The organism is Stenotrophomonas daejeonensis (assembly GCF_001431505.1).
Taxonomy (GTDB): domain Bacteria; phylum Pseudomonadota; class Gammaproteobacteria; order Xanthomonadales; family Xanthomonadaceae; genus Stenotrophomonas; species Stenotrophomonas daejeonensis.
Genome location: NZ_LDJP01000074.1, coordinates 1 through 18,127, shown reverse-complemented (window position 1 = coordinate 18,127; position 18,127 = coordinate 1). Strand labels below are relative to the sequence as shown.

The 18,127-nt window shown below is 68.8% G+C and carries 10 protein-coding genes; 2 read left to right on the top strand and 8 right to left on the bottom strand.

The genetic code is table 11. The annotated features are described in order from the left end of the window. Positions 1–71 precede the first annotated feature (71 nt). A complete protein-coding gene (locus ABB34_RS12285) occupies positions 72–3,242 on the top strand; it encodes a discoidin domain-containing protein (protein ID WP_057641623.1) in 3,171 nt (1,056 codons plus the stop codon). A gap of 159 nt (positions 3,243–3,401) precedes the next feature. After that, entirely contained in the window at positions 3,402–4,505 is a 1,104-nt protein-coding gene (locus ABB34_RS12280) for a site-specific integrase (RefSeq protein ID WP_057641622.1), read from the top strand. A gap of 70 nt (positions 4,506–4,575) precedes the next feature. Here the strand turns inward: ABB34_RS12280 and gyrA are convergent, their stop codons facing one another. From gyrA to smc, 8 genes are all read right to left on the bottom strand, one after another. Further along, positions 4,576–7,296, bottom strand: a complete 2,721-nt coding sequence (gene gyrA, locus ABB34_RS12275; RefSeq protein WP_057641621.1) for a DNA gyrase subunit A — start codon at positions 7,294–7,296, stop codon at positions 4,576–4,578. Between the two features lie 223 nt (positions 7,297–7,519). Further along, positions 7,520–8,584 (bottom strand): S-methyl-5-thioribose-1-phosphate isomerase, encoded by a 1,065-nt coding sequence (mtnA, locus tag ABB34_RS12270; RefSeq protein ID WP_057641620.1) that lies wholly within the window; start codon positions 8,582–8,584, stop codon positions 7,520–7,522. Positions 8,585–8,661: 77 nt separating this feature from the next. Further along, complete coding sequence (locus ABB34_RS12265) at positions 8,662–9,348, bottom strand: DUF3011 domain-containing protein (RefSeq protein ID WP_057641619.1); 687 nt, start codon at positions 9,346–9,348, stop codon at positions 8,662–8,664. A 116-nt stretch (positions 9,349–9,464) separates the two neighbouring features. Continuing rightward, positions 9,465–10,409: an EF-P lysine aminoacylase EpmA gene (gene epmA / locus ABB34_RS12260; RefSeq protein ID WP_057641618.1), complete on the bottom strand. Its 945-nt coding sequence runs from the start codon at positions 10,407–10,409 to the stop codon at positions 9,465–9,467. Positions 10,410–10,524: 115 nt separating this feature from the next. After that, positions 10,525–11,001: a GNAT family N-acetyltransferase gene (locus ABB34_RS12255; RefSeq protein WP_057641617.1), complete on the bottom strand. Its 477-nt coding sequence runs from the start codon at positions 10,999–11,001 to the stop codon at positions 10,525–10,527. After that, complete coding sequence (ligA, locus tag ABB34_RS12250; protein ID WP_057641616.1) at positions 10,998–13,478, bottom strand: NAD-dependent DNA ligase LigA; 2,481 nt, start codon at positions 13,476–13,478, stop codon at positions 10,998–11,000. The genes ABB34_RS12255 and ligA overlap by 4 nt, the downstream gene beginning before the upstream one ends. Before the next feature lie 143 nt (positions 13,479–13,621). Next, positions 13,622–14,362 (bottom strand): cell division protein ZipA, encoded by a 741-nt coding sequence (gene zipA, locus ABB34_RS12245; protein WP_057641615.1) that lies wholly within the window; start codon positions 14,360–14,362, stop codon positions 13,622–13,624. Between the two features lie 48 nt (positions 14,363–14,410). Next, positions 14,411–17,914, bottom strand: coding sequence for a chromosome segregation protein SMC (gene smc / locus ABB34_RS12240; RefSeq protein WP_057641614.1), 3,504 nt, complete (start codon positions 17,912–17,914; stop codon positions 14,411–14,413). Positions 17,915–18,127: the final 213 nt, after the last annotated feature.

Here is an 18,127-nt window from a genome sequence, read left to right as displayed (position 1 = left end):
CGGCGAATCCCATCGCGCACCGAGGTGCGCTCCTACTAGAATCCTGCGACGCCGTATCAAGACTCCCCGCGATGAAGAACCTCCTCGCCATCTTGCTGCTCCCCATCATCGTCCTCGCCGGCAATGCGCCAGCGGCCGACGGCGGAAGCAGGGTGCTGGCGAAATTCGACGACATCGGCGCATGGCAGCTGATCACCTCACCGCAGGTCAGCGGCTCGCTGCGGCCCGTGAGCGGCAACAATGGCCGGGCGCTGTGCCTGGATTACGACTTCCACGAGGTCTCCGGCTACGCCGGCATCCGCCGCCCGCTGGACGTGACCTGGCCGGAGAACTACCAGGTGTCGTTCAACCTGCGCGGTGATTCGCCGGCCAACGACCTGCAGTTCAAGCTGGCCGACGCCAGCGGCGACAACGTGTGGTGGGTGAACCGCACCGGCTACGACTTCCCGAAGAACTGGACGCGGGTGAGCTACCGCAAGCGCCACATCGGGAAAGCCTGGGGCCCCGACCCGGACACGCGCCTGCGCCGCAGCGCCTCGGTGGAATTCATCGTCTATAGCAAGGTGGGCGGCAGGGGCACGGTCTGCTTCGACCAGCTCACGTTGCGGCCCTTGCCGAAGGAAGACACCTCGGCGCTGACCACCACCGTAATCGCCGACACCGCCACCGCCCTGCAGCAGCGCATCGCCGACGGCAGGCCGGACACGGTATGGATCAGCGGCGGGGTCAAGCAGCAGACCGTCAGCCTCGACCTCGGCAAGGTGCGCGAGTTCGGCGGCGCGGTGATCCAGTGGGCGCCGGGGCTGGAAGCCTCGCGCTACGTGGTGCAGGCCTCCAGCGACGGCCGCGACTGGCGCAAACTCCGCGACGTGACGGCCGGCGGCGGCGGCCGCGACTGGCTGGCGCTGCCGGAGACCGAGGCGCGCTACCTGCGCTTCGATCTGGTCGACGGCCCCAACTGGCGCTACGGCATCCGCGACATCAGCCTCAAGCCGCTGGATTTCGCCGCCACGCCCAATGACTTCATCCACTCGGTGGGGCGCGACCTGCCACGCGGCTCGCTGCCGCGCGGCTTCAGCGACGAGCAGCCGTACTGGACCCTGCTGGGTCTGGATGGCGGCCGCGAACAGGCCTTGATGGGCGAGGACGGCGCGCTGGAGTCGGTGCGTTCCGGGTTCAGCGTGGAGCCGTTCGTGGTGCTGGACGGCAAGGTGCTGGGCTGGGCCGACGCGAAGGCCAGCCAGAGCCTGCTCGATGGCTACCTGCCGGTTCCCACGGTGCAATGGCAACACGACGATTTCGGCCTGCAGGTCACCGGCTTCGTGCAGGGCAGGGCGGAGCAGGCGCAACTGGTCGCCCGCTACCGCCTGCACAACACCGGCAAGGTGACGCGCGACTACCGGCTGGCGCTGGCCGTGCGCCCATTGCAGGTCAATCCACCGCGGCAGTTCCTCAATACGCCTGGCGGCGTCAGCCGCATCGAGCGGTTGGCGATCGACAACGGCACGGTCAGCGTCAACGGCCAGCCCCGCGTGTTCGCGCAGACGCCTCCGGACACCGCATTCGCCACGGCCTTCGACAGCAAGCTCGCCGTCACCCATCTGGCGGACAAGCGCCTGCCGGGCATGCATGAAGTCCGTGACGCCACCGGGCTGGCGTCCGGCGCGCTGGTCTACGACTGGAAGCTGGAACCGGGGCAGAGCAGGGAAGTGGTGCTGGTGCTGCCGCAGACCGGCGCATGGGCCGCGCCGGCCGCCGGCTTCGACGCCGACACCGCGCAGCAGCAGGTGGCGGCGATGTGGCGGCAGAAGCTCGACCGGGTCAGGCTGCAACTGCCCGAGGCCGGCCAGCCGCTCGCCGACACGCTGCGCACCGCATTGGCGCACATGCTGATTTCGCGCGTCGGCCCGAGCCTGCAACCGGGCACCCGTTCCTATGCCCGCAGTTGGATACGCGATGGCGCGATGATTTCCGAGGCGCTGCTGCGGCTGGGCCGCGGGGATGCGGTGCGCCAGTATCTGGAATGGTATGCGCCGTACCAGTTCGACAGCGGCATGGTGCCGTGCTGCGTGGACGCGCGCGGCAGCGACCCGGTGCCGGAAAACGACAGCCACGGCGAACTGATCCACGCCATTGCCGAGTACTGGCGCCACACCGGCGACGACGCCTTCCTGCAACGCATGTGGCCGCACGTGCAGGGCGCGTGGCGCTACATGGAAAAGCTGCGCCTGGACGAGCGCACCGAAGAGAACCATGCGCGCAACCCCGGCTTCTACGGGATGATGCCGGCATCGATCAGCCACGAAGGCTACTCGGCCAAGCCGGTGCATTCGTATTGGGACGATTTCTGGGCGCTGCGTGGCTACAAGGATGCCGCCGACCTGGCCGCCGCATTGGGGCTGGAAGAGGAAGCCCTCGCAATGGCGGCCTCGCGCGACGAATTCCGCCGGGACCTGGACGACTCGCTGCGCTCGGCGATGGCTGCGCACAGGATCGACTTCCTGCCGGGCTCGGTGGAACTGGGCGATTTCGACGCCACCTCCACCACCATCGCGCTGGCGCCGGGCGGCGAACAGGGCAGGTTGCCGCAACCGGCGCTGGACAACACCTTCGAGCGCTATTGGCAGCAGTTCGTCGCGCGCCGCGACGGCAAGCGCGAATGGAAGGATTACACGCCCTACGAATGGCGCAACGTCGCCGCGTTCGTGCGCCTGGGCTGGCGCGAACGCGCCTGGGAGGCCAGCGAGTTCTTCTTCAAGGACCGTGCGCCGCCGGCATGGAACCAATGGGCCGAGGTGGTCTCGCACACCCCGCGCGAACCCTTCTTCCTCGGCGACCTGCCGCACGCCTGGGTGGCCTCGGATTTCGTGCGCTCGGCGCTGGACATGTTCGCCTACGAGCGCGAGGTCGACGCCAGCATCGTGCTCGCCGCCGGCGTGCCCACGGCGTGGCTGGCGGGCAAGGGCATCGCCCTGGACGGCCTGCGCACCACCCACGGCCTGCTTGGGTATTCGCTGGCCCGCGGCGACCGGCAGCTGACCCTGCAGATCGCCGCCGGCCTGCAACCGCCAACGGGGGGGCTGGTGCTGCCGTGGCCCTACGAAGGTGCCCCCGGCGCGGCGACCATCAACGGCGAACCCCTCGAGTGGGATGGCAACGAACTGCGGATCATGACGTTGCCGGCCAAGGTGGAGATTGCGATTCCGGCGGAGTTGCGGCGTAGCGAGCGTGGGCGACGTTGAAGGCTGTCCAGAAGACATCCAATCAGCCATAAAAGCGTGCAATTTAGGCGACGTTTCCGGTAATTTCCGGTCATTTATATACTTCCGATAAGTGATAGTTATCGGAAATATTATATGATAGAGTCGAAAAACAGCCCTGACCCCGCCTTGTCCACGTCCATGAAATCCGCCGCTCTCGATCTGTTTCCTTCCGCGCTTTTACCCGAACAGCTGGCCAGCAGTGCCGCCGAAGCCGTACGGGAAATCTTCGACGAAGCGGCTTCGGTCAACACCGCGCGCAGCTACCAGACCGCGCTGCGTTACTGGACCGCGTGGTATCAGGGCCGCTACGGTCGCACGATCGAATTGCCGATGCATTCGAGCACGGTCGTGCAGTTCATCGTCGACCACCTGGCCCGCAAGGGAAAAACCGGGCTGGCATGGGAGCTGCCGGAGACGCTTGATGAAAAACTGGTTGCGGCCGGACTGAAGCAGCGCCCCGGACCATTCAAGCTCAGCACCATCATCCACCGCATTGCCGTACTGTCGGCCGCGCACCAGTTCAAGAAGCTGCCCAATCCCTGCGAAACGCCCGAAGTTCGCCAGCTGCTTGCCAAAGGCCGCCGCGCGGCCCACAAGCGCGGCGAACGTCCGCGCAAGAAGACCGCCATCACCGGCAACGAACTGGAAGCCCTGATCGCCACCTGCGACGACACGCTGGAAGGGCTGCGCGACCGCGCCCTGCTCTACTTCGCCTTCGCCAGCGGCGGGCGCCGCCGCAGCGAAGTCGCCGCGGCCGATCTGGCCGACCTGCGTCGCATTGCCCCGGATGCCTATCTCTACCGTCTGGAACACGGCAAGACGCTGCAGGATGGCCCCAAGGCCAACGCCACGCCAGACAAGCCGATCCTCGGTGTCGCCGCCGATGCGCTCACCGCGTGGCTGGAGGCCAGCGGTCTGCAGGAAGGCCCCATTTTCCGCCGTCTGTGGGGCGACACCATCGGCCCCGGCATTTCGCCACGGGCGGTGGCCGACATCGTGCAGCGCCGTGCAGCGCTGGCCGGACTGGACGGGGATTTCGGCGGACACAGCCTGCGCTCCGGCTTCGTCACCGAAGGTGCGCGCCAGGGCGTCGCCCTGCCCGCGCTGATGGCGATGACCGACCACCGTTCCATCGCCAGCGTGGTCGGCTATTTCCAGGCCGGCAGCGTGACCGACAACCCGGCCGCCAACCTGCTGGCCAGGCGCAAGGCCGGAACCGGGCGGGACAAGGACAAGCCGTAAATCCGAGCGGCTGGATGAAGAAAGCGCCGACAATGCCGGCGCTTTCTTCTGTCATCGCGAAGCCCGTGGATCAGGCTTCAGGTGGCGTGGCGGGCTGTTCGGCACCGCTCTCCTCCACGGCTTCCTCGTCGGCAAGGTCATCCCCGGATTCCAGCGAGGCATCCAGCCGTTCGACCGCCTGCAGCTTCTCGCCCTTGGACAGTCGGATCAGGGTCACGCCCTGGGTATTGCGGCCCACGCGCGAGATCTCCGAGCCGCGGGTACGCACCAGCGTGCCGCCGTCGGAAATCAGCAGCACTTCGTCGCCGTCGCCCAGCAGCACCGCGCTGACCAGCTTGCCGTTGCGTTCGCTGGTCTGGATGCCGATCACGCCCTGCGTACCGCGGCCCTTGCGCGGGTAGTCGGCCAGCGGCGTACGCTTGCCGTAACCGTTCTCGGTGGCGGTGAGGATGTACTGCACGCCGGCATCGTCCATGCCCGCATCGATGGTCTCGCCACCCTCGCCCGCCAGGCTCTCACCCGAGACGTCCTCGACGCCGTTGTCGTCTTCGTTCTCGTCCTCGGCGCCGCCGGCGCTTTCGGCCACGATCAGGCTGACCACTTCCTCGCCCTTGGCCATCTTGATGCCGCGCACGCCGGTGGCGGTACGGCCCATCGAGCGCACGCGGTCCTCGCCGAAGCGCACGGTCTTGCCGTTGGAAGCGAACAGCAGGATGTCGCGCTCGCCGTCGGTCAGGCCAACGCCGACCAGCGCATCGCCCTCGTCGAGGTGGATGGCGATCTTGCCGCGCGCAAGGCGGAACGCGAATTCGCTCAGCGGGGTCTTCTTGACCGTGCCGTTGCGGGTGGCGAAGAACACGAAATGGTTGTCGTCGTACTCGCGCACCGGCAGCACCGCCTGCACGCGCTCGCCGTTCTCCAGCGCGATCCAGTTGATGATGGGGCGGCCGCGGGCGTTGGAGCCGGCCTCCGGCAACTGGTGCACCGGCAGCCAGAACACCTTGCCGGAACTGGTGAAGGTCAGCAGCGTGTCATGCGTGTTGACCAGCCACAGCTGCTCGATCGAATCCTCGTCCTTGGTCGCCGCCGCGCTGCGGCCGCGGCCGCCGCGCTTCTGCGCGCGGTAGGCCGATACCGGCTGGCGCTTGACGTAGCCGGCGCGCGACAACGTCACCACCACGTCTTCCGGCGCGATCAGGTCGAGGATGTCGAGGTCTTCCTCGCTGTGGCGGATCTCGGTGCGGCGCTCGTCGCCGTACTCGGCGCGCACGGCCTCCAGTTCCTCGCGGATCACCTGCAGCAGCACGTCCGGGTTTTCCAGGATGCGGATCAGCCCGGCGATGGTTTCCAGCAGCTGCTTGTATTCCTCGGTGAGCTTGTCCTGCTCCAGCCCGGTGAGGCGGTGCAGGCGCATTTCCAGGATCTGCGTGGCCTGCACGTCGGACAACTGGTAGTTGCCGTCGACCAGGCCAATCCCCTTGGGCAGGTCCTCCGGGCGCGACGCCTCGGCGCCGGAGGCGCCCAGCAACGCGCCGACCAACCCCGGCTCCCACACCTTGGCGAGCATGCGCTCCTTGGCCTCGGCGGGGTTGGACGAGGTCTTGATCAGCTCGATCATCTCGTCGATGTTGGCCAGCGCGACGGTCAGGCCTTCCAGCACGTGGGCGCGCGCGCGCGCCTTGCGCAGTTCGTAGATGGTGCGGCGGGTGACGACCTCGCGGCGGTGGCGGACGAACGCCTCCAGCATCTGCTTGAGGTTCATCAACTGCGGGCGGCCATCGACCAGCGCCACCATGTTGATGCCGAACACCGACTCCATCTGGGTCTGCTGGTACAGGTTGTTCAGCACGACCTCGGCCGACTCGCCGCGCTTGACCTCGATGTAGATGCGCATGCCGTCCTTGTCGGACTCGTCGCGCAGCTCGCTGATGCCCTCGAGCTTCTTCTCCTTGACCAGCTCGGCGATCTTCTCGATCAGCCGCGCCTTGTTCACCTGGTAGGGAATTTCGGTGACGATGATCGACTCGCGGCCGTTGTCGGCCACCTCGATGTCGGCCTTGGCGCGGATGCGCACGCGGCCGCGGCCGGTGCGGTAGCCGGCGATGATGCCGGCGGTGCCGTTGATGATGCCGGCGGTCGGGAAATCCGGCCCGGGGATGTATTCCATCAGGCCATCGACATCGATGGCCGGGTTGTCGATCAGCGCGATGCAGGCATTGATCGACTCGGTGAGGTTGTGCGGCGGGATGTTGGTGGCCATGCCCACCGCGATGCCGGCCGAGCCGTTGACCAGCAGGTTCGGGAAGCGCGTCGGCAGGACCGTCGGCTCCAGTTCCTTCTCGTCGTAGTTGGGCTGGAAATCGACGGTTTCCTTGTCGATGTCGGCCAACATCTCGTGGCTGATCCGCGACAGGCGCGATTCGGTGTAACGCATCGCCGCCGGGCTGTCGCCGTCGACCGAGCCGAAGTTGCCCTGGCCGTCGATCTGCATGTAGCGCAGCGAGAACGGCTGCGCCATGCGCACCAGCGTGTCGTAGACCGCGCTGTCGCCGTGCGGGTGGTACTTGCCGATGACGTCGCCGACGATGCGCGCCGACTTGTAGTACGGCTTGTTGGCGTGCGCGCCGAGCTCCTGCATCGCAAAGAGGACGCGGCGGTGGACCGGCTTGAGGCCGTCGCGGGCGTCGGGGAGTGCGCGCCCCACGATCACGCTCATGGCGTAATCGAGGTAGCTCTTGCGCATCTCGTCTTCCAGGTTGACCTGGATGATTTCCTTGGCGGTTTCTGCCATTCGGATTCCGTCTTCTGGTAGCGGTCCGGCCCGGCGCGCGGGCGCCCCGGAGGGCCACTGCGCCGATGCTCGATTCAAGCGGCGGATTCTATCACAACAGCCGCTTTCACGCCTGTATTTGCAGGGGTTTTGCCTGCATGAACCAAGGATTTAGCAGCCGCACCCGGCAGCCTGCGGAGCAGTGGCAAACGGTGTCGGCGGCACTGCCCCGCCGCACCCGGCTTCAGCCGCTGAACGCGGCCTGCATCGCGTCCCGGTCCGGGGTCTGGATCACGCCCTTCTCGGTCACGATGGCGTCGATCAACCCGCCCGGGGTCACGTCGAACACCGGGTTCCAGGCGGCGATGCCCTCGGCCACGGTGCGCACGCCGCCGACGCCGAACAACTCGCCGGGATCGCGCTGCTCGATCTCGATCGCATCGCCATGTGCGGTGTCCATGTCCACGGTCGAGGACGGCGCGACGACCATGAACTTCACGCCGTGGTGGCGCGCTGCAATCGCCAGCTGGTAGGTGCCGATCTTGTTGGCGGTGTCGCCGTTGGCGCAGATGCGGTCGGCGCCGACGATCACCCATTGCACCGCGCCGGTCTTCATCAGGTGCGAGGCGGCGGAGTCGGCGACCAGGGTGGCGTCGATGCCGTCCTGCTGCAGTTCCCACACGGTCAGCCGCGCGCCCTGCAGCCACGGTCGGGTCTCGCCGGCGAACACGCGCTCGACGTGCCCCTGCGCCACGCCGGCGCGGATCACGCCCAGCGCGGTGCCGAAGCCGGCGGTGGCCAGCGAGCCGGTGTTGCAGTGGGTCAGCACGCCGCTGCCCGGCGCGATCAGGCCGGCGCCGAGCATGCCCATGTGGCGGTTGGCGGCCAGGTCCTCGTCGGCGATGGCCTGCGCTTCCAGCGCCAGCACCTGCCGCCAGTCCTGCCCTGCCCCGGCCAATGCGCGGCGCATGCGCGCCAGCGCCCATGCAAGGTTGACGGCGGTCGGACGGGCGGCGTTGAGCCGCGCCATCGCCGGCTCCAGTGCCTGCAACGCGCTGCCGCCGTCACCAGCCTCGACTTCACGCGCCGCCAGCACCACGCCCCAGGCCGCGGCGATGCCGATGGCCGGCGCACCGCGTACGGCCAGCGAATGGATGGCCGCGGCCACCGCGTCGCTTTCGTGGCAGGCCATGTGCTCGACGACGAACGGGAGCTTGCGCTGGTCCAGCAGTTCCAGCGCATCGCCGGTCCAGCGGATCGGGCGGATGTGGTCGTAGCGGGCGTAATCGATGGCGTCGGTGTCGTTCATCGCGCCATTGTAGCCGGCCGGAAACCTCGTATCCCCCGGCGTTCCTGCGCTTGCCGGCCAGTGGCCGCCGGGCATGTTCAATCGGCGGAAAACTCGGCGCGGCAGCCCTTGTCCACCCAGATGCCGTTGCGGCTCCAGCCCCAGCTGCGGCCTTCTTCGCAGGGGGCGTTCGACAGCTGCTTGACCAGGGTGGCCCTGCGTTCGATGGTCACCCCGCATTCCCGGCGCATTTCGCTCTTCGATTCGCAGGTGACCTGGCGCGGGATGTCCACGAAGCCGGAGCCGTCCTCGGCGCCGACCTCGAACTGCCCCTGGCAGCCACGGCTCACCCAGATCTCGTTGCGCCCATACCCCCAGGTGTGCCCTTCCCTGCACGGCAGCAGCGATTGCTGGCGCAGCAGGCGCACCGGCGCACCGCGCAGCAGGACCGGGCAATTGACCACGCGCCCCTTGGACTCGCAGCGGACGACGCGCCGCACCTTCCGCCCATTGGTGGACGAAGCCGCCACGGCGGAGAACTCCGCATCGCACCCACGGCTGACCCAGATGCCGCCATCGTCCACGCCCCAGCTGGTTTCGCGGATGCAGGGTGCCTCGGAAACCTGCCGGACCAGCTGCACGCCGCGCGATACGTCCATCGGGCAACGCTCCAGGGCGCCATCGGATTCGCAGCGCACCACCTGCACCCCGGCATCGGGGGTCTCGCGTTGCGCCCACGCCAGCACGGGCGCCAGCGACAGCAGCAGGCCACACACACGTTTCATCCGAAGTCCCACCCCGGCAACCATGACGAACATCGCAGGCGGCACAGGCGCGCCCGCTGGAACGATCAGAGCATCAATGCCGACGACATGGCAAGCCGGTACGGCCGCATGCCGGTTCAGGCATGCGCGAAGTCGAAGGCCAGCACGTCGGCGATGCGGCCGGTGCCGGCCAGCGCCATCAGCAGCCGGTCCACGCCCAGCGCCACGCCGGCGCAGTGCGGCAATGCCGGCAACGCGGCCAGCAGCGGTTCGTCCAGCGGCGGCAGCACGTCGCCGCGCGCAGTGCGCACGGCGAGGTCGCGCTGGAAGCGCCGGCGCTGTTCGTCGGCATCGTCCAGTTCGTGGTAGCCGTTGGCCAGCTCCACCGCGCCCAGGTACAGCTCGAAACGTTCGGCCAGCGGCGGCTCGCCCGGCCGGACCTTCGCCAGCGCCGCCTGCGTGGCCGGCCAGTCATGGATCACGGTGATGCGGTCGGCGGGGAAAAACGGCTGGATGCGGTGGGTCATCAGCAGGTCCAGCCAATCGTCGCGGGTCAGTCCGTCGGGGGTGATGCCGATGCCGGCCAGCGGCGCGCGCAGTTGCGCTTCGTCGGCGGCAAACGGGTCCACGCCCACCGTGTCGATGAACAGTTCGCGGTAGGTCAGCACCTGCAACGACGCCTCGCGCCCGACCATCGCCAATGCCGCGCGCACCAGCTCGACCGTTTCACCGATCAGGCGATGGTGGTCCCAGCCGACCCGGTACCACTCCAGCATGGTGAACTCGGGGTTGTGGCGGCCGCCGGCCTCGCCATTGCGGAACACCCGGCCCAGCTCGTAGCAGTCGCCGACGCCGGCGGCGAGCAAACGCTTGAGCGGGTACTCGGGCGAGGTGCGCAGCCAGCGCACCGGCGAGCCGGCATCGACGTGGCCGCTGAAACGGGTCTGGAAGCTGTCGATGTTCGGCTCGGTGTTGCCGGCGGCCGACATGATCGGCGTTTCCACTTCCAGCACGTCGCGGCGGGCGAAGAAGTCGCGGATCAGCGCATTCAGCCGTGCGCGCCGGCGCAGGGCCTCGATCATGGCGCACACCTGACCGCCACGGATGGCGGGAATGCCGGTTTTGCAGGAGCAAAAACCGGCCGTGCGCCACCCTTCGGGCAGCTCCGCTGTGAAAAGCGCCTGTCCTGTCGTTTTTTCATGGGTGCAGCCCCTTCGGCACGGCGGCCAGCGGCAGGGTGAGGATGTCGCGCGCGTCGTCGCGATAGCCCTCGGACAGGTACAGCGCCTTGGCCCGCGCATTGTGATGGTTCACTTCCAACCGCATCACGCTGGCGCCCTCGACGATCGCCCAGTCGCGCGCCAGCGCCAGTGCCTGCCGGCCCCAGCCACGGCCGCGCGCGGCCGGCGCCAGGTACAGCTCGTCCAGCAGCACGAAGCGGCCGCCCTGCTCCACGCTGAAGCACCAGCCCAGGGTGATGTAGCCGGCCTCGGCCACGTCGTCGCCTTCCAGCAGCAGCACCGCGCCGCAGGCCGGTTCGGCCAGCAACTGGCGCAGGCCCGGCTCGACCAGCACCGGGTCATAGGCGATGCGGTCCTCGTCGTAGAACGCGCGCAGCATGGCGATGATGCGCGGGAAATCCGCAGGCGCGGCAAGCCGGAAGCGCAGGTTCATGGTTGTTGTCCGTGTTCGGCGAGAAAGGCGAGCAGGCGCTCTTCGTCCCACACCTCCACGCCCAGCTCGACGGCCTTGTCCAGCTTGGAGCCGGCCTCGCTGCCGGCCACGACGAAGGCGGTCTTCTTCGACACGCTGCCGGCGACCTTGGCGCCCAGCGCCTCCAGCCGCGCCTTGGCGGCATCGCGGGTCAGCCGCACCAGCGTGCCGGTCAGCACCGCGGTCCTGCCGTCCAGTGGTCCGGCCGGTTGCGCGGCCAGTTCCGGCGCCAGTTGCAGCAGTTCCCGCATCCTTTCCTCGCCCTTGAGCAGCAACTGACCGTGGTTGTCGCCCTCCAGCCATTGCGCCAGCCCGCGCGCGGTGTCCTCGGGCAGGCCGGCGGCGACGAAATGTTCCGGCTCGGCGTCGAGTATCTGCTGCGCCGACGGCATCGCCGCCACCAGCTTCTCGGCGCGCAGGCGGGTGATGCCGGGGATCTCGGCCTCGACCAGCAACTGCGCCAGGTCCAGCCCGTCGCGCAGCTTCGCCGATGGCAGGTGGCTGTCGCGGATGCGCACCCGCCCGACCTTCAACAACGCGTCGAGGGCCTGCTGGTTGCCTTCCTGCTCGAAGAAATGGCCGAGCGAGCGCGCCACCTCGCCGCCGATGTCGGGCACGCGCTTGAACAGCGGCCACGGCAGCTGGCGGATCAGCTCCAGGTCGCCGAACCATTGCGCCAGCGCCTTGGCGGTGCTTTCGCCGACGTGCTCGATGCCGAGCGCGAACAGCAGCCGTTCCAACGTGGCGTCGCGGCTGGCGTCGATGGCGGCGATCAGGTTGTCGGCCCACCTGGTGGCGATCTTCTTCGTGTTCCATTCGAAGGCCACCGGCAATGCCAATGCCTGCGCGCGCCAGTTGGCGGCGTCGCCGTCAAGCCGGAGCACGGCGTTGAGCACCGCGCCGCTGCCTTCGGCCGGCAGGTGCGGCTTGAGGCTGGCCGCCAGCGCCGACGGATCGGCGGCATCGAGCACCAGCTTCAGGTGCAGCAGCTGGTCGCGGCTGAGCCGGTACAGGTCGGCCACGCCGCGGACGATGCCGGCATCGACCAGGGTTTCGATGTAGCGGTCGCCCAGCCCATCGATGTCCATCGCCCGCCGCGAGGCGAAATGGGCGATGGTTTCCTTGCGCTGCGCCGGGCAGCTCAGCTCGCCCGAGCAGCGCCACGCCGCCGCGCCCTCCTCGCGCACGATCTCCGCGCCGCATACCGGGCAGGCCGCCGGCATCGTCCACGGCTGCGTGCCCTCGGGGCGGCGTTCGGCAATCACGCTGACCACTTCCGGGATCACGTCGCCGGCGCGGCGCACGATCACCGCATCGCCCACGCGCACGTCCAGCCGCGCGATCTGGTCGGCGTTGTGCAGGGTGGCGTTGGTGACGGTGACGCCGGCCACCTGCACCGGCTGCAGGCGCGCCACCGGCGTGGCCGCGCCGGTGCGGCCGATCTGGATCTCGATGGCCTCGACCGTGGTGGTCTGTTCCTGTGCCGGGAACTTGTGGGCGATGGCCCAGCGCGGCGCGCGGGCGACGAAACCCATCGCCTGTTGGCCGTCGCGGTCGTCCAGCTTGTAGACCACCCCGTCGATATCGAACGGCAGGCCATCGCGGCGCGCGCCGATGTCGCGGTAGTAGTCGAGCAAACCATCCGCGCCTTCGACCACCCGGCACAGATCACTGACCGGGAAGCCCCAGCGGTCCAGCTGCGCCAGCGTGGCCGAATGCGTGGCCGGCAGCTCGCCGCCGTTGACCTCGCCGGTGCCGTAGGCATAGAAACTCAATGGCCGCTGCGCGCTGACCTTCGGGTCGAGCTGGCGCAGCGAGCCGGCCGCGCCGTTGCGCGGGTTGGCCAGCACCTTGCCGCCGTGCAGGCGCGCCTGCTCGTTGTATTTCTCGAAATCGGCGCGCGGCATGTAGACCTCGCCGCGCACTTCCAGCACCGCCGGCCAGCCTTCGCCATCGAGCCGGTCGGGGATCACCCTGATCTGGCGCAGGTTGGCGCTGACGTCCTCGCCGGTGCTGCCGTCGCCGCGGGTCGCGCCCTGCACGAACACGCCATCCTCGTAGCGCAGGCTGATCGCCAGCCCGTCGAGCTTGGGCTCGGCCGAGAACAGCAGCTGCGCCCGGCCAAGGCGCTCGTCGATGCGGCGCACGAAATCGCGTACCTCCTCCTCGCTGAAGGCATTGCCCAGCGACAGCATCGGCACCGCGTGCACCACCTCGGCGAAGCGCGAAGACGGCCTGCCGCCGACCTGGTGGCTGGGCGAATCCACGCTGTCCAGCTGCGGATGCGCCGCTTCCAGCGCTTCCAGTTCGCGCATCAGCGCGTCGTATTCGGCGTCGGGGATCAGCAGTTCGTCGCGCTCGTGATAGGCGCGCGAGGCCGTGGACAACTGCTGGCGGAGCTCGCTGATGCGCTGGCGGGCGGTGGCGTCGGAAGTCATGCGCCGATTTTAACCGCGTGGCGTGATGCATCGGCCACGGCGTAGGTCGGGGCTACGGCCCCGACGTTCCATGTCCGATACGCGGAGCGTCGGGGCCGTAGCCCCGACCTACTCGGGCATCAGGCATGGGGGCCGGTCCCGGCCTACCAACGCGGCGGCTTGCTCAGCGGCGGCGCCTGGTGCTGGCGGTCGTAGGCGCGCAGTTCGTCGCGGATGTGGGCGATGCGCTGGCGGCCCAGCGCATTGCGGCTGTCGTCCAGCACCACGCCGTCGAGCAGTTCGGCCATGCGCTGCACGGTGGGCAGCATCTTTTCCCAGGCGTCGAGCGCGGTCAGCGGCGCCGGCAGGGTCAGGAAAAAGGCGATGGCCGGGGTTTCCATCTCGCGGATGCGGGCCATGTCGAAGCTGCCCGGCTTCATGATGCTGGCCATGCTGAACACCGGCCCGCGCTCGGGATGGCCTTCCAGCAGCCGGTGGAACACGTTCATGTAGCCGAACACCAGCCCGGTCTTCTCCGCGGCGACCACGATGTCCTCGCCACGCAGCACCTGCCCGGCGCGCGCGGCCACGTACAACGAGACGATCTTGTCGAAATCCTGGTTGGCGCGCTTGCCCAGCTCGCTGCCCCCGGATGGCTCCACTTCCGGCAGCCCCAGTTCGGGCTGGGTCACGTCCCCGTCCGGACCGGCACCTTCCCCGCCTTCGGCGGGTTCGCCATCGCCGTCGCCGGCGAACATCGGCTCGCGGCGCGTCCGCTCGCTTTCGGCAGGCTCGCGGCGCTTGCCCTGCGCCGGCTTCTTCGGCCGGCCGAACAGGAAGATCGCCGCGATCAGCAGCAGCCCGGCAGCCAGGATGCCGATGCGCAACAGAGCCATGTCGGACATGCGGTGGTGTCTCCGGTGAACGTGTTCAGGTCGGCAAAGAATGGCACGTCAGGCCGCGCCCGCCAAACGCGCAGCCTCTTCCAGATCGACGCTGACCAGGCGGCTGACGCCCGGCTCGCGCATGGTCACGCCGGAGAGCTGGTGCGCGGCCTCCATCGTCGCCTTGTTGTGGCTGACGAACAGGAACTGCACCTTCTCGCTCATCTCCTTGACCATGTTGGCCAAGCGGCCGACGTTGGCCTCGTCCAGCGGCGCGTCCACCTCGTCGAGCAGGCAGAACGGGGCCGGGTTGAGCTGGAAGATGGCGAACACCAGCGCCACCGCGGTCATCGCCTTCTCGCCGCCGGACAGCAGCGAGATGCTGGACACGCGTTTGCCCGGTGGCCGCGCCATGATCGCCACGCCGGTGTCGAGCAGGTCCTCGCCGGTCAGTTCCAGATAGGCGTGGCCGCCGCCGAACAGCCGCGGGTACAGCGCCTGCACGCCGGCGTTGACGCGGTCGAAGGTGTCCTTGAAGCGGCCGCGGGTCTCGCGGTCGATCTTGCGGATGGCCTCTTCCAGCGTTTCCAGCGCGGTGGTCAGGTCCACGTTCTGCGATTCGAGGTATTCCGAACGCTGCGAGGCCTCGCCGTATTCGTGGATGGCCGCCAGGTTGACCGGCTCCAGGCGGCGCATGCGCGCATCGATCTGCTGCACCGCCTGTTCCCACTCGCCGATGCGGGCCTCGTCGGGCAGCGTGTTGACCACGTCTTCCAGCACGAAGCCGGCCTTCTCCACCGCCTGCTGCAACTGCTCGGCGCTGAGCACCAGCGCCTGCTGGTCGAGCTTGCGCTGGGAGATGCGCTCGCGCTGCGCCAGCGCCTGTTCGTCGCGCTGGTGGCGGGTCTGTTCCAGCCCGCGCAGCTCGGCGTCGATGCCGTCCAGCTGCGTGCGCGCCTCGGCCAGCACCCGCTCGACGCGCACGCGCTCGCCCAGTGCGTTCTGGTGCTCGACCTCCAGCGCCTGCACCGGGGTATCGCCCTGGTCCAGTTGCGAATGCAGTTCGTCCAGCCGCGAATCCAGCTGCCCGCGCTGGGTGCTCATGCGCTCCAGCGACTGCGCCAGCGAGGTGATCTGCGCGCGCTGCGATTCCAGCGTCAGCGCCAGCGCATGCATGCTGTCGCGCACGTTGCGCGCGGCGTCGCGAGCCAGGTCGCGGGCCTCGGTCAGCTGGCGGCGCTCGGCTTCCAGCGCCTGCCGGGTGGTTTCCAGGTCGCCCATGCTGGAGACGGCGTCCTCCAGCCGCACCCGTGCCTCGCCGGCCTGCTCGCGGCAGTTGTCCAGCGTTTCCAGCACCTGCGCCATCTCGCCTTCGATGCGGTCGATGCGCGCGCGCGCCGATTCCAGCTTGCCGCGCTGGCCCTGCAATTGCCCGGCCAGTTCCGACACGCCGCGATGGGCCAGGTACAAGGTGCGCTGCGCTTCCTCGCGCTGTTGCTCGGCAGCCAGCAACTGCTCGCGGAACGCGCCGAGCTGGCGTTCCAGTTCGCCTTCGCGCTCGTGCAGGCCCTCGATCTGCTCGCGCAAGGTGACAATCTCGCGTTCGCGCAGCAGTGCGCCCTGCCTCGCCGCACCCGAGCGCGACACCCGTACCCAGCCTTCGCCGAGGCGTTCGCCGCCGCGGGTGATGACCGAATCGTTCTCGCCCAGCGTGCGTTGCAGCTCGCGCGCCTGCACCAGGTCTTCGGCGCCATGCAGGCGCGCCAGCAGGCGACGGATCGCCAACGGGCCCTGCACCCGCGCGGCCAGCGAGGTCGGCGCGAAATCGGCCTCGCCCTCGGCGCCGGACACCAGCGCGATGCGGCCTTCGCCGAGTTCGCCCAGCGCATCGACCAGGGTTTCCGGCGCATCCACCAGCACGCCCTCGATCAACTGGCCGAGCGCGCTTTCCACCGCGTTTTCCCAGCCGCTTTCGACGCTGATGCGCTCGCCGACGCGTGCAGCCGAATCCAGCCCGCGCGCCTTCAGCCATGCCACCGCCGCGCCCTGCTCCTGACCCAGCGCGGCCTGCTGCAGGGTTTCCAGCGACGACAGCCGGCCGCGTGCAGCCTGCGCATGCTTGCGCACTTCGGCCAGTTCGGCCTGGCTGGCGCGCTGCCGCTCCTGCAATGCCGTGGCCGCTTCCTTGCGTTGCTCGACCTGCTCGTTCAGTTCGTCCAGCGCCGCGGTCTGCGACTCGTGCTGCAACTGCAACTGCTCGAACGCCTCGGCCAGCGCGTCCATGTCCAGCCCAGCGCGCTCGCCGGCCAGTGCCTCGCGGCGGCGGTCGGCTTCAAGGATCTGCCGGTCGAGGTAATCGACGCGGGTACGTTCCACCTCACCCGAGCGGGTGGCCTCGGACGCATTGCGGTTGTGTGACTCCCAGCGCTGCTGCCAGTCGTGCAGCGCGGTTTCGGCCTCGCGCAGCCCTTTCTGGCGGAACTCGTTCTCTTCCTGCAACTGCTCCAGCTGCGGCTCGGCATCGGCCACCGCCTCGCGCAGCACCACCAGCCGCGCCTCGTCGCTGCCGATGTGCTGGCCCAGCTCGGCCAGCGCCTGCCGGGTTTCGTCGCGCGCCTTGTGCAGGCGCTGCGCCATCTCGCGCTGGTGCTGGATCTGCTGTTCCAGCCGCGCCAGCGTGCTGCCGACCTGGTAGACGTCGGCCTGCGCGCGGGCCAGCGTCTCGGCTGCCTCCTCGCGGCGCAGGCGGCCTGTCTCGATGCGGCTCTCGGCATCGCGCTGCTCGGCGATCAGTTGCTGGAGCTTGGTTTCCTCGCGCGACAGGGCTTCGCGCAGGCCGCCCAAACGGCCATCCAGGTTGCGGTATTCCAGCGCCTTCCACTCGGCGTCCTTGACCCGGCGTTCTTCCTGCAGGGTCTGGTACTGCTCGGCCTGCCTGGCCTGCCGGCGCAGGTGTTCGAGCTGCTTGCCGATCTCCTCGCGCAGGTCGTTGAGGCGGTCGAGGTTCTCGCGGGTGTGGCGGATGCGGGTTTCGGTCTCCTTGCGCCGCTCTTTGTACTTGGAGATGCCGGCGGCCTCTTCCAGGTAGACGCGCAGGTCCTCGGGCCGGGCCTCGATGATCTGGCTGATCATGCCCTGCTCGATGATCGAGTAGCTGCGTGGGCCGAGGCCGGTGCCGAGGAACAGGTCGGTGATGTCGCGGCGCCGGCACTTGGTGCCGTTGAGGTAGTAGTTGCTGCTGCCGTCGCGGCTGACCAGGCGCTTGACCGAGATTTCGTTGAACGAAGCGTACTCACCGGCGATGGTGTGGTCGGAGTTGTCGAAGATCAGCTCGACCGTGGCCTGCGACACCGGCTTGCGCCCGGCCGAGCCGGAGAAGATCACGTCGGTCAGCGAATCGCCGCGCAGGCGGCTGGCCGAGCTTTCGCCCATCACCCAGCGCACCGCGTCGATGATGTTGGACTTGCCGCAGCCGTTGGGGCCGACCACGCCGGTCATGTTGGTCGGCAGGTGCAGGGTCGTGGGATCGACGAACGACTTGAAACCGGAAAGCTTGATCGTGGATAGGCGCATGGGGCAACAGGGTTCCAGTGCCGGGCCGGTCGGGCGGCACCGTTGGGTTTTCCGGGGGGAATCAGGGCTTGGGAAACAGCAGTCTGCAGGGAGTATAAGCCCCTCTCCCGCCGGGGCGAGGCCGCACGGCTTGCGCACCAAGAGGTGCGCGTGCGGTTGAGCGCCCACGCCGCTGGCGTGGGCCGGGGCGCGGAGCGGGGGTTGGGGTGAGGG

What these genes read in the sequence shown, in the direction of transcription:
- ABB34_RS12255 (WP_057641617.1), bottom strand. Translation starts at nt 11,001, where the DNA reads ATGAACCTGCGCTTCCGGCTTGCCGCGCCTGCGGATTTCCCGCGCATC.
- zipA (WP_057641615.1), bottom strand. Translation starts at nt 14,362, where the DNA reads ATGTCCGACATGGCTCTGTTGCGCATCGGCATCCTGGCTGCCGGGCTG.
- smc (WP_057641614.1), bottom strand. Translation starts at nt 17,914, where the DNA reads ATGCGCCTATCCACGATCAAGCTTTCCGGTTTCAAGTCGTTCGTCGAT.
- gyrA (WP_057641621.1), bottom strand. Translation starts at nt 7,296, where the DNA reads ATGGCAGAAACCGCCAAGGAAATCATCCAGGTCAACCTGGAAGACGAG.
- epmA (WP_057641618.1), bottom strand. Translation starts at nt 10,409, where the DNA reads ATGATCGAGGCCCTGCGCCGGCGCGCACGGCTGAATGCGCTGATCCGC.
- ABB34_RS12285 (WP_057641623.1), top strand. Translation starts at nt 72, where the DNA reads ATGAAGAACCTCCTCGCCATCTTGCTGCTCCCCATCATCGTCCTCGCC.
- ABB34_RS12280 (WP_057641622.1), top strand. Translation starts at nt 3,402, where the DNA reads ATGAAATCCGCCGCTCTCGATCTGTTTCCTTCCGCGCTTTTACCCGAA.
- ligA (WP_057641616.1), bottom strand. Translation starts at nt 13,478, where the DNA reads ATGACTTCCGACGCCACCGCCCGCCAGCGCATCAGCGAGCTCCGCCAG.
- ABB34_RS12265 (WP_057641619.1), bottom strand. Translation starts at nt 9,348, where the DNA reads ATGAAACGTGTGTGTGGCCTGCTGCTGTCGCTGGCGCCCGTGCTGGCG.
- mtnA (WP_057641620.1), bottom strand. Translation starts at nt 8,584, where the DNA reads ATGAACGACACCGACGCCATCGATTACGCCCGCTACGACCACATCCGC.